Origin of the sequence: Neobacillus nitrireducens, from assembly GCF_030915405.1 — a bacterium.
In the GTDB taxonomy this organism is placed as follows: Bacteria; Bacillota; Bacilli; order Bacillales; family Cytobacillaceae; genus Neobacillus.
Genome location: NZ_CP133262.1, coordinates 3,378,849 through 3,390,550, shown reverse-complemented (window position 1 = coordinate 3,390,550; position 11,702 = coordinate 3,378,849). Strand labels below are relative to the sequence as shown.

The window sequence follows — 11,702 nt, the reverse complement described above, 5'->3', positions numbered from 1 at the left end:
TGGGACAAAGATGAAATGCGATTAGACATTCGACATCTTTCCCGTATCTTAAGTCTTAGGCTTTGCCTGCAGAACCAAATTCGCGGATTTTACCAATAACAGTCTCTTTGATTGCTTCGCGAGCAGGTCCTAAATATTTACGTGGATCATATTCTTCTGGCTTTGCAGCTAAAGCTTCACGAACAGCTTTGGCAGATGTGATTTGGTTTTCTGTGTTAACATTGATTTTCGCTGTTCCAAGTGAAACCGATTGTTGGATATCCTTTGTTGGGATTCCAGTTCCACCGTGAAGGACTAATGGAAGACCAGTAATGTTGCCGATTTCTTCCATTTCCTTGAAACCAAGGTTTGGTTCGCCTTTGTAAGGACCGTGAACAGAACCTAATGCAGGTGCAAGGCAGTCAATACCTGTGCGTTTTACAAGTTCTTCACATTCTTTTGGATCTGCGTAAATGACGCCTTCAGCGATAACATCGTCTTCTTGGCCGCCAACAGTTCCTAATTCCGCTTCTACAGAGACACCTTTTGAATGTGCGTAGTCGACAACTTTAGAAGTAATTTCAATATTTTCCTCAAATGAGTGGTGCGAAGCATCGATCATAACAGATGTGAAGCCTGCATCAATCGCTTCTTTACACTTTTCAAAGCTTGAACCATGGTCAAGGTGAATTGCTACTGGAACAGTCACTTTCAAATCTTCCATTAAGCCTTCAACCATTTTTACAACTGTTTTGAAGCCAGACATATAACGAGCAGCACCTTCAGATACTCCAAGGATCACTGGTGAGTTTTCAGCTTGGGCAGCTTGAAGAATTGCTTGTGTAAACTCCAGGTTATTTAAGTTGAATTGCCCAACCGCATAGCCCTCTGCTTTTGCTTTGATGAGCATCTCTTTCATTGAAACTAATGGCATTTCTCTTCCTCCTTAGTTTAGGTCGCTATCTTTTCAAAAAGGCCTTCCATATTAAGGTTTTCCCTCAATTTTACGGATTATGTATCACTTGAAAAAGATAAGTCGCCAGTAAAAAGTTCATATGTATCATATCAAACCAAGGTTCGAAATGCCATTAAAAAACCGCAGTTTTATAAACTGTCATAATGAAAGCGTGCCCAATTACCTATTTTCACAGTTCTTATGTTTTTTATAAAAAAATAACGTTAATTCATCTTTTGAGGGATGTGTTTTCGAACGGCTGCCCGAATATCATCAATGTCAAACGGCTTGGCAAAATGAGTAATCGCGCCAAGGTCTTTTGCTTCTTGGATCATATCTAACTCGCCGTAGGCTGTCATAATAATCACACGGATGTTCGGATCAATTACTTTCATTCGTTTTAAAATTTCAATTCCGTCCATTCCAGGTATTTGCATATCCAATAGGACTAGGTCAGGGTCATGTTTGGTAACAATTTCAAGTGCCTGAATGCCATTGGCCGCCTGGAAGGTCTGATACCCCTCTTTTTGAAATACCTCATTTAATAAAATCCGAATGCCAAACTGATCATCAACGATTAAAATTTTTTCTTTCATAACTCCACCTCTTCCTTGTTTATTATTGCTTTATTTTATCCAACTATCTATCACTTGTTATATTTCTTGATTGAAGCGATATTCTCCTGCAGATATTTTGATATTTTTCTTTTATTTTTGCAATATCGAAAAATCACATATAATAAGAGGGTGAAAAGGAGGGTTTTTATGTTAAAAATGTTTACGACTCAGGTAACCGGCCTGTTGAAGCGGATTGAGGAAAAAGAAGATTATGCCTTTGAGGACGGGGCTCGCTTGCTTGCCCAAGGCTCAATATATATTTTTGCCACAAAGGAAATGAAGGCGGTAGAGTATGAAGCCATGGAAGGTGCGGAGCCTTTTAAAAATGTGAAGATTCTCAACGGGACTAAGGAATTGACGGATGCTGACCGCGTGTTGATATTCACCCGTTATTCCACGGATGAAACTGCGCTTGAGGTGGCGAGGCAGCTTCGGGAAAAGGCGATTCCGTTTGTGGCGGTGACTACCTCGGTTCCTGAGGGTGAGGAATTGCTTGAATTAGCGGATGTTGTGATAGATATGCGATTGACGAAAGGCTTGCTTCCGGATGATGAAGGAAATCGCTATGGATATCCGTCGTCGATGGCGGCGTTATTTGTTTATTACGGCTTGAAATTTACTATTGAGGAGATTTTAGCTGAATATGAAGAGTAAACAGGGTGCTGAGCCCTGTTTTTTTATTGCCCTGGATTATTTCCCGGGGGGTATTCTTTGGAAGGTACGACTTTGGGAGGGTTTTGTACAATTTCGGGGTCCTTTTGTTCATTTTTCGAATCGTTTTGTACCATTTTTATATACTTTTGTTCATTTTTTGAGGGGTTTTGTACAATTAGACAATATCTGGAAAACCATACCGGTAATTATGTGAAACTGGCTTGTTGATTTTACATCAAAAAATAAAAAAACAGGACCAGCCAACTAGACTGGTCCTGCCCAACTATCTTATTTTTGCAAAGATGCTTTAATAAAGTCACGGAACAACGGCTGCGGACGATTTGGTCTTGAGACAAACTCCGGATGGAACTGTGATGCGACGAACCAAGGATGGTCCGCAAGCTCAACAATTTCCACTAAGCGGCCGTCTGGGCTAGTCCCTGAGAAAACAAAGCCTGCTGCTTCCATGTCTTGACGGAAATGATTGTTAAATTCATAGCGATGACGGTGACGCTCATAAACCACCTCATCCTGATACGCTTCAAACGCCTTCGTACCCTCAACAATACGAGCTGGATATAGGCCTAGACGCAATGTTCCGCCTAAATCCTCCACATCCTTCTGCTCAGGGAGCAAATCAATAATTGGATAAGTGGTATCCGCATCAAACTCAGAGGAATGCGCCCCTTTTAAGCCAAGCACATTGCGGGCAAATTCAATCGTTGCCAGTTGCATTCCTAAACAAATGCCAAGGAACGGCTTCTTCTGCTCACGGGCATAGCGGGTTGCTTCAATTTTCCCTTCAATTCCACGGTCACCGAAACCGCCTGGGACAAGGACTCCGTCAACATCATTCAGAAGCTCCGCTACATTTTCACGGGTAACCTCTTCAGAATTGATCCATTTGATTTCAACATCTGCATCAAACGCATAGCCGGCATGCTTCATCGCCTCAACCACAGAAATATAGGCATCTTGAAGTTCTACGTATTTTCCGACAAGACCAATGCGTGTCTTGCTAGAAAGGTTAATCACGCGGTCAACCAGTGCTTTCCACTCGGTCATCTCCGCTTCCTGCGTCACTAATTTCAAATGATCACAGACAATTTGATCCATATTTTGCTCTTGAAGAGCAAGTGGAATCGAATAAAGCGTATCCGCATCCATACATTCAATAACCGCTTTCGCATCAATGTCACAGAACAAGGCAATTTTATCCTTCATGTCCTGGGATACTGGCATTTCGGTACGGACTACAATAATATTTGGCTGAATCCCAAGGCTGCGCAGCTCTTTTACACTGTGCTGTGTCGGCTTGGTCTTCATTTCACCCGCTGCTTTAATATAAGGAATCAGCGTACAGTGAATGTACATCACATTTTCAGAACCGATATCACTCTTGATTTGGCGAATCGCTTCAAGGAATGGCAGGGATTCAATATCGCCTACCGTTCCGCCGATTTCTGTAATCACGACATCGGCATTCGTTTCTTTCCCGGCGCGGAAGCAGCGCTCTTTAATTTCATTGGTAATATGCGGAATAACCTGTACCGTTGCGCCTAAATAATCGCCGCGACGTTCTTTACGTAACACCGTTGAATAAATTTTTCCAGTGGTTACGTTGGAGTACTTGTTTAAGTTGATGTCGATGAAACGCTCATAGTGGCCTAAGTCCAAATCTGTTTCAGCGCCATCACCTGTAACGAATACTTCACCATGCTGGTAAGGACTCATGGTTCCCGGGTCGACGTTAATGTATGGATCGAATTTTTGAATGGTCACACTCACGCCCCGATTTTTCAATAAGCGCCCTAATGATGCTGCGGTAATTCCTTTTCCCAGTGATGAAACGACACCACCAGTTACAAAAATATATTTTGTCATAAATATTTCCCCCTCTTATACAGTTTGTACATTATTCAGTTGGTTTAAGGGTTTTTGTAAAAAAATATTTTCCTTACGCTCGAATAAAATTTTGAACAATAAAAAACGCCCGCCTACTTTTGGTAGGGAGCGTAATTGTAAGTAAATAACGTATCGTCCTTTTTAAGGAGCCCAAAAAAGATTCTACAAGGGCACGACAAAAAAGTCAAGTCGATTAATCTTTTTCGACATCTTCCTCTTCATCAAATACTTCTTCTTCCTCAAGATCATCATCGAGGTCATCATCTTCTTCATCTAAGTCAATTTCAAGCTCATCCTCAATGACGTCATCATCATCGTCATCATCAAACTCATCCACTTCGTCGATATCCAGATCCTCTTCATCATCAAGCAGATCATCTTCATCGTCAAAGTCATCAAAGTCATCCTCAATCTCATCCACGTCATCGAAGTCTTCGAGTTCTTCTTCATCGACAACCTTCTTCGCCTTTTTCTTCTTAGGTTTCACAACTGTGACAACTTCCTCCTCAGCTGTATCGACTGGATACCAAACACGAAGTCCCCAGCGATTGCTTCCTAATGAAAGGAAACGGCCATCTACATTGATGTCGGTATAAAACTGTGCGAGTCTTGATTGAATCTCTTGCTCAGAAATCCCTGCCGCCTTCTTAATTTCCTTTACTAAATCACCAAAGGCGATCGGTTGTTTACTATTTTTCAAAAATTCAAAAGCCATTTCCATAAGGGAAAACTCTTGTAATTCCTCTTTTGAGTATTGTGCTAAACTCAATTTGGGCACTTCCTTTCTCTATTTAACACTCTTAAATGAGTGATTAACGGACCTATCAAGACCGTTGAATTCATATAAACTTGAGAATTGTCCAGCTCCAGCGCCAAACGGGCGCTTCCGCTTTTCCTTTAAAAAATACATATTCTTCATTATAAACAAATTCTTCCGGTTTATGCTAGTGCTATCCGTTGTTTCACTTGAATTTTTGCGGATGAGCCTTTTCACTATCATTTTTCTCGGCATGCTTCAGCTTTTTCATCTCTTTCATAGATATCATTAGAAAAAAGATTGCTAGCAGCAGAAACGAGATTGCACCTAACTGACGTTGATAGAGATAATTTAATGGCCAGGCACAAACAATTAAAACCAACAAAATATGAGTTAACTTCATTTGCTCACCTGCCCAAATCTCTCGGAATATGTACGCTAAATCATTATATAAGATTCACGCAAAATTTAATATCTCATAAAAAAAGATTTATTACAAAAATTGGTGTCAGGCACCATGTGAAATATTCACATGGTGCCTGACACCCTATTTTACATATTCCGTCTATATTGTCCGCCCACTTCATAGAGGGCTCTTGTTATTTGCCCGAGGCTGGCGACCTTTACGGTTTCCATTAATTCTCCAAAAATATTGCCATTGTTGACAGCTGCTGCTTTCAAGCGCTTCAACGCTTCCCCGGAAACTGCTGCATGACTTTCTTGGAAGGACTGTAAATTATGAATCTGCAATTCCTTCTCTTCATAAGATGCACGGGCGATTTCCATATTATTGACATCTTCCGCAGACGGAGGATTCGGGTTCAAATACGTATTCACGCCAATAATCGGTAATTCACCGGTATGCTTTTTCATTTCATAATACATCGATTCATCTTGAATTTTACCGCGCTGGTACTGCGTTTCCATCGAACCGAGCACACCGCCGCGATCATTCAAGCGCTCAAACTCTTGTAAAACCGCTTCCTCAACCAAGTCCGTTAACTCCTCGACAATAAACGAACCTTGGAGTGGATTTTCATTTTTCGATAAGCCATGCTCTTTGGTAATAATCATCTGAATCGCCATCGCCCGACGGACCGATTCTTCGGTTGGCGTCGTAATGGCTTCATCATAGGCATTTGTATGGAGTGAATTACAGTTATCTTGCAGGGCCATTAACGCCTGCAGTGTCGTCCGGATATCATTAAAGTCTATTTCCTGGGCATGGAGCGAACGGCCAGACGTCTGAACATGATACTTCAATTTTTGGCTGCGCTCATTGGCACCGTATTTATTGCGCATCACCGTTGCCCAAATCCTCCGTGCCACACGGCCGATGACCGTATACTCCGGATCCAAACCATTCGAGAAGAAGAACGACAGGTTCGGCGCAAAATCATCAATCTTCATGCCGCGGCTTAAATAATACTCCACATACGTAAAGCCATTCGACAACGTAAATGCCAGCTGCGAAATCGGATTCGCTCCGGCTTCGGCAATATGATAACCGCTGATCGAAACGGAATAGTAATTGCGGACTTGATGGTCAATGAAATATTGCTGAATGTCGCCCATCATCCGCAGTGCAAATTCCGTCGAAAAAATACATGTATTTTGGCCTTGATCTTCTTTTAAAATATCAGCTTGGACCGTACCGCGCACCGTCCGCAGCGTATAAGCACGAACTTCAGCAAACTCCTCAACTGTTAACACGCGGCCAAGCTCTGCTTCTTTCCGCTGTACCTGTTGATCAATCGCCGTATTCATAAACATCGCTAAAATAATCGGTGCCGGCCCATTAATCGTCATCGACACTGATGTGGAAGGATGGCAGAGGTCAAAGCCGTCATATAGCTTTTTCATATCATCCAATGTACAAACGTTAACACCGCTTTCGCCAATTTTCCCAAAAATATCCGGGCGATAATCAGGGTCTGACCCGTACAATGTCACCGAGTCAAATGCGGTACTTAACCGTTTCGCCGAATCATCCTTCGATAAGTAATGGAAGCGGCGGTTCGTCCGCTCCGGTGGCCCTTCTCCAGCAAACTGCCGTTTCGGATCTTCACCTTCCCGTTTGAATGGGAATACCCCAGCCGTATATGGGAACGCACCCGGGACATTTTCCTCGTACACCCAACGCAGAATTTCACCATAATCCTTATACTTAGGCAGTACCACTTTTGGAATATCGAGGCCTGATAAACTTTTTGATCGTAACACCGTAATAATTTCTTTATCACGGATTCTCGTCACAAACTTATCACCCGAATACGCTTCCCTTGTTTTAGACCATCCATCAAGAATCTTTCGTGATTCAGGTGTCAGTCGCGCTTCAGTTTCTTGCTTGACCGATTCTAACGCCGCAATCACTTCCGACTGCTCCTTAACCGCTTCGATTGCTCCTTCTAACTGGAATAACCTCCGAGCAATATTCGCTTGTTCCTCCGCCTTCTTATGATAACCGCGCACCGTTTCCGATATTTCCCGTAAATAATAACGTCGGTCCGTCGGGATAATCACGTTCTGCTTTTCAACCAGCGCATTTTTACTAAAAGAAGTCAACCAGCCCGTGCCCATTTTGTCATTCACTTTTTCAACAAGTGCCGCGAACAACGCATTCGTGCCCGGGTCATTAAACTGGCTCGCAATCGTCCCATAGACCGGCATCTCATCAATTTCTTTTTCAAACAGCATATGGCTACGCTGGTACTGCTTTTGCACCTGACGCTTCGCATCCTCTGAGCCCTTACGCTCAAACTTATTGATGACAATCAAGTCAGCAAAATCAATCATATCAATCTTTTCAAGCTGTGATGGCGCCCCAAATTCACTCGTCATCACATACAAGGACACATCACAAATCTCAGTGATTTCCGCATCGCCCTGGCCAATCCCGCTTGTCTCGACAATCACGAGGTCAAAACCGGCTGCTTTCGTAACAGCGACTGCATCGTTGATTGCCAGCGATAATTCACTTTTCGAATGCCGAGTCGCCAGAGAACGCATATACACATTTGGCGAGAAAATTGCATTCATGCGAATCCGGTCCCCGAGCAAAGCACCGCCTGTCTTTTGCTTCGTCGGGTCGACCGACAGAATCGCCACTTTTTTATCAGGCAATTCGTTGATAAAACGGCGGATCAATTCATCCGTTAATGAACTTTTTCCGGCCCCGCCTGTTCCCGTGATTCCAACGACCGGAATCCTCTTCTCCAGTGACTTCACTTGATCGAGTACCTGCTCAACCGTGGCCGCCGCCTCGTTCCGTTTATCCACATGAAGCTCGGCCAAAGTAATCAACTTCGCGACCGCATTGACATCACCCGTCGGCAGCTTCTCCATTTGTTCCGCCACATCAAGCGGCACCGTCGCAAAATCGCACTCCTCCAGCATCCGGTTAATCATCCCCTGCAGTCCCATCCTGCGGCCATCCTCAGGTGAGAAAATCCACGAAATCCCGTACTCATGGAGCTCATCAATTTCGCGCGGGATAATGACCCCGCCACCGCCGCCAAAAATACGGATGTTTGGTGCACCCTTTTCTTTTAGCAAATCATACATATATTTAAAGTACTCGACATGACCGCCTTGATAAGAAGAGATCGCAATCCCTTGGACGTCCTCCTGAATCGCCGCGTTCACAACTTCCTCGACCGAACGATTATGACCAAGGTGAATGACCTCCGCCCCGCTCGCCTGCAGAATCCGTCTCATAATATTGATCGAAGCATCGTGCCCGTCAAACAAACTTGAAGCTGTGACAAAGCGAATATGATGTTTCGGCTGATAATTCCCCATCCTTATCCCCCTTTTTATAAAAATGAACTCCATTCACGGTAGCCAGCATTACGACCTTGCTTGGCTGGTCGATTGAATGCCGTGAAATAATTGCTCGGTTTGCAGTTCAATATATTCATCCAGTGTATATAACTTTTGCAGTGCCCAGCGCCGAAAGGCCCACATTTGTCCCTTAACAATAATGTTATGGGAAATCAATTCGATCTGTTTTTCAGATAGCTGCAGCTCGCCATTTTCCACACAGCGGGCGATCAAACTCTCAAACATCGCCGCCATTTCAAATTCCTTTTTTAAAACATAGGGAAGAGCGTCCTTTGTCAGTGATTTAGCTTCCTGATACATGACAAGCACTTCATCCTGCATCTCATCCACGACACGGAAATAATGTCCCACCCCTAGCTTCAGACTAGAAAGGGTGCCGATGTTCTGCTGAAGGTCCTCCTCGAGGCGTTCGCGAACATGATCGTAGATACTGTCACAGACGAGATAAAGGACGTCTTCCTTGGAGCGGATGTATTCGTAAAGTGTCCCGATGCTAAAACCGGCCGCTTTAGCGATTTCCCTTGTCGTTGTCCGGTGGAATCCCTTTTCCTTAAAAAGGGTGACGGCCCCTTTGATCATTTGATCACGCCTTTTCTGGATCAAGCGTTCATCCTTTACAGAAGCCAGTACTTCCCGTCTTTTCATCATTCTCTAACCGCCTTATTTCGTGATCATCCGTGAGATAACAAGACGTTGAATTTCTTGCGTGCCCTCGTAGATTTGCGTGATTTTTGCATCGCGCATAAAGCGCTCGACTGGATAATCCTTCGTATAGCCGTAACCGCCAAAGACTTGAACCGCTTCGGTTGTCACCTTCATCGCTGTATCGCCAGCAAACAACTTCGACATTGCTGATTCTTTGCCGTACGGCAGACCTTGTGACTCCAGCCACGCCGCTTGATAGGTTAATAATCTGGCCGCCTCAATCCCTGTTGCCATATCGGCAAGCTTAAAGCCGATGCCTTGATTGGCTAGGATTGGTTTGCCAAATTGGTGGCGTTCCTTCGCATAATCTGCCGCCGCGTCAAGCGCACCTTGTGCAATTCCAACCGCTTGGGCTGCGATGCCGTTGCGGCCGCCGTCAAGGGTCATCATCGCCACCTTAAAGCCTTCGCCTTCTGCGCCGAGTCTGTTTGCAACAGGAACCCTGCAATCTTCAAAAATAATTTCCGTGGTTGGCGAGGAACGAATGCCGAGTTTCTTTTCCTTTTTTCCAACCGAGAAGCCTGGGAAGTCGCTTTCGACGATAAAAGCAGTCGTGCCCTTTTGTTTACTTGTTGGATCGGTTAGCGCAAACACGACATAAATGTCAGCCACACCGCCATTTGTAATAAATATTTTCGAACCGTTCAGGACGTAGTGATCACCCTCTAAGCGAGCGGTCGTTCTCATCCCGCCGGCATCAGAACCGCTGCCGGGCTCTGTTAAGCCGTAGGCACCAATTTTCGTTCCTTCTGCTAATGGGCGCAAATAGGTTTGCTTTTGTTCTTCATTTCCGAATTTGTAAATCGGCCAGCCGGCTAAGGAAGTGTGGGCTGACAGCATTACACCTGTCGATGCGTCCACACGGGACAATTCCTCGACGGCAATACAGTAAGCAAGAAAATCGCTGCCAATCCCGCCGTATTCTTCCGGCCACGGAATTCCAGTTAAGCCAAGCTCCGCCATTTTGTCAAAAATCTCGCGGTCAAAGCGCTCTTCCTCATCCCGCTCGGCTGCGGTCGGTGCGACCTCATTGCGTGCAAAATCACGAACCATTTTCCGAATCATTTCATGTTCTTCAGATAATTTAAAGTTCATTTCAAGTCCCCCTAGTGGATATATTTAAGGCTGTTTTCGGATAAAGAATCCTCTTTATAAATGCTTACTGATCACAATCCGTTGAATTTCACTGGTACCTTCATAAATTTCGGTAATTTTGGCGTCGCGGAAATAGCGCTCGACTGGATAATCCTCCGTGTATCCGTAGCCGCCGAAGACTTGAATCGCTTCGGTTGTGACCTCGACTGCTGTTTTGGTCGCGAATAATTTCGCCATTGATGCCTCCAGCGTACATTTCAGACCATGGGTTCGAAGGTAGGCAGCACGATAGACTAACAGTTTCGCAGCTTCTACACTGGTCGCCATGTCCGCAAGCTTAAAACCAATTCCTTGTTGGCGGGCGATAGGTTTGCCAAATTGCTGACGGTCCATTGCATACGTGGTTGCGGCGGACAGCGCAGCCTCGGCGATCCCGAGTGCTTGGGTCGCGATCCCGATGCGGCCGACATCAAGGTTGGCCATCGCGATTTTAAAACCTTCGCCTTCCCCACCGAGCAGGTTCTCTATTGGGACATGCATATCTTCGAAGGTGAGCTGAACCGTTCTCGATCCATGCAGGCCCATTTTCTTCTCATCCTTACCCACGATAAAACCAGGGGTATTTTTTTCAACAATAAACGCGGAAATCCCCTTGCTGCCCAGTTCTGGATTCGTTTTTGCAAAAACAATATAAACATCGGCCTCACCGCCGTTCGTGATGAACACCTTCGAGCCGTTGATGACATAATGATCGCCTTTCTTAACCGCGCGCGACTTTAAACTGGCCGCATCCGAACCAGAGCTCGGCTCGGTTAAGCAAAACGCCCCGAGGTACTCCCCTGACGCAAGCTTCGGTACATACTTGTTCTTCTGTTCTTCGTTGCCAAAATAGACAATCGGATTCGTGCAGACCGAGGTATGGACAGACAAAATCACTCCAACCGTCGCACTGACCTTGGATAGCTCATTAATGGCAATAATATAAGAAGTGAAGTCCATTTCAGCCCCGCCGTATTTTTCCGGTACGGGAATCCCCATCAGGCCAAGTTCGCCCATTTTACGGAGGATTTCCCGCGGGAATTCCCCTCTTTCCATGTTTTCAATAAATGGCGCAATTTCGTTGTTGGCAAAATCGCGGACCATTTTTCGCATCATTTCTTGCTCTTCGGTGAATGTCAGATTCATGGTGGTC

At 44.8% G+C, this 11,702-nt stretch carries 11 protein-coding genes; 1 reads left to right on the top strand and 10 read right to left on the bottom strand.

Annotated features, from left to right (window positions below):
- Positions 1-55 precede the first annotated feature (55 nt).
- Both RCG22_RS16420 and RCG22_RS16415 read right to left on the bottom strand, forming a co-directional pair.
- The gene (locus RCG22_RS16420) at positions 56-913 is read right to left on the bottom strand and encodes a class II fructose-bisphosphate aldolase (protein ID WP_098260191.1); all 858 of its coding nucleotides are present in this window, start codon (positions 911-913) and stop codon (positions 56-58) included.
- Between the two features lie 245 nt (positions 914-1,158).
- On the bottom strand, positions 1,159-1,530 hold the full coding sequence (locus tag RCG22_RS16415; RefSeq protein ID WP_308103804.1) for a response regulator: 372 nt from the start codon (positions 1,528-1,530) through the stop codon (positions 1,159-1,161).
- A 168-nt stretch (positions 1,531-1,698) separates the two neighbouring features.
- Between RCG22_RS16415 and RCG22_RS16410 the strand changes: the two genes are divergently transcribed.
- Positions 1,699-2,205 (top strand): DUF2529 domain-containing protein, encoded by a 507-nt coding sequence (locus RCG22_RS16410; RefSeq protein ID WP_308103802.1) that lies wholly within the window; start codon positions 1,699-1,701, stop codon positions 2,203-2,205.
- 288 nt (positions 2,206-2,493) lie between these two features.
- Here RCG22_RS16410 and pyrG read toward each other — a convergent pair whose 3' ends face one another.
- The 8 genes from pyrG to RCG22_RS16370 all read right to left on the bottom strand — a co-directional run bounded on the left by pyrG (position 2,494) and on the right by RCG22_RS16370 (position 11,695).
- Positions 2,494-4,089 (bottom strand): CTP synthase, encoded by a 1,596-nt coding sequence (pyrG, locus tag RCG22_RS16405; RefSeq protein WP_308103801.1) that lies wholly within the window; start codon positions 4,087-4,089, stop codon positions 2,494-2,496.
- Positions 4,090-4,303: 214 nt separating this feature from the next.
- Entirely contained in the window at positions 4,304-4,879 is a 576-nt protein-coding gene (gene rpoE / locus RCG22_RS16400; protein ID WP_308103800.1) for a DNA-directed RNA polymerase subunit delta, read from the bottom strand.
- An 18-nt stretch (positions 4,880-4,897) separates the two neighbouring features.
- On the bottom strand, positions 4,898-5,029 hold the full coding sequence (locus RCG22_RS16395) for a hypothetical protein (protein WP_308103799.1): 132 nt from the start codon (positions 5,027-5,029) through the stop codon (positions 4,898-4,900).
- Positions 5,030-5,072: 43 nt separating this feature from the next.
- Positions 5,073-5,270, bottom strand: a complete 198-nt coding sequence (locus tag RCG22_RS16390) for a hypothetical protein (RefSeq protein ID WP_308103798.1) — start codon at positions 5,268-5,270, stop codon at positions 5,073-5,075.
- Positions 5,271-5,419: 149 nt separating this feature from the next.
- The gene (icmF, locus tag RCG22_RS16385) at positions 5,420-8,668 is read right to left on the bottom strand and encodes a fused isobutyryl-CoA mutase/GTPase IcmF (RefSeq protein WP_308103797.1); all 3,249 of its coding nucleotides are present in this window, start codon (positions 8,666-8,668) and stop codon (positions 5,420-5,422) included.
- Positions 8,669-8,716: 48 nt separating this feature from the next.
- On the bottom strand, positions 8,717-9,355 hold the full coding sequence (locus RCG22_RS16380; protein ID WP_308107184.1) for a TetR/AcrR family transcriptional regulator: 639 nt from the start codon (positions 9,353-9,355) through the stop codon (positions 8,717-8,719).
- 15 nt (positions 9,356-9,370) lie between these two features.
- Positions 9,371-10,510: an acyl-CoA dehydrogenase gene (locus RCG22_RS16375; protein WP_098260199.1), complete on the bottom strand. Its 1,140-nt coding sequence runs from the start codon at positions 10,508-10,510 to the stop codon at positions 9,371-9,373.
- Between the two features lie 54 nt (positions 10,511-10,564).
- Entirely contained in the window at positions 10,565-11,695 is a 1,131-nt protein-coding gene (locus tag RCG22_RS16370) for an acyl-CoA dehydrogenase (RefSeq protein ID WP_308103796.1), read from the bottom strand.
- Positions 11,696-11,702: the final 7 nt, after the last annotated feature.

Excerpts from the sequence above, each read along its gene's own strand:
- RCG22_RS16410 (WP_308103802.1), top strand. The coding sequence starts at position 1,699 with ATGTTAAAAATGTTTACGACTCAGGTAACCGGCCTGTTGAAGCGGATT.
- RCG22_RS16395 (WP_308103799.1), bottom strand. The coding sequence starts at position 5,029 with ATGAAGAATATGTATTTTTTAAAGGAAAAGCGGAAGCGCCCGTTTGGC.
- pyrG (WP_308103801.1), bottom strand. The coding sequence starts at position 4,089 with ATGACAAAATATATTTTTGTAACTGGTGGTGTCGTTTCATCACTGGGA.
- RCG22_RS16370 (WP_308103796.1), bottom strand. The coding sequence starts at position 11,695 with ATGAATCTGACATTCACCGAAGAGCAAGAAATGATGCGAAAAATGGTC.
- RCG22_RS16420 (WP_098260191.1), bottom strand. The coding sequence starts at position 913 with ATGCCATTAGTTTCAATGAAAGAGATGCTCATCAAAGCAAAAGCAGAG.
- RCG22_RS16375 (WP_098260199.1), bottom strand. The coding sequence starts at position 10,510 with ATGAACTTTAAATTATCTGAAGAACATGAAATGATTCGGAAAATGGTT.
- RCG22_RS16415 (WP_308103804.1), bottom strand. The coding sequence starts at position 1,530 with ATGAAAGAAAAAATTTTAATCGTTGATGATCAGTTTGGCATTCGGATT.
- RCG22_RS16380 (WP_308107184.1), bottom strand. The coding sequence starts at position 9,355 with ATGAAAAGACGGGAAGTACTGGCTTCTGTAAAGGATGAACGCTTGATC.
- RCG22_RS16390 (WP_308103798.1), bottom strand. The coding sequence starts at position 5,270 with ATGAAGTTAACTCATATTTTGTTGGTTTTAATTGTTTGTGCCTGGCCA.
- icmF (WP_308103797.1), bottom strand. The coding sequence starts at position 8,668 with ATGGGGAATTATCAGCCGAAACATCATATTCGCTTTGTCACAGCTTCA.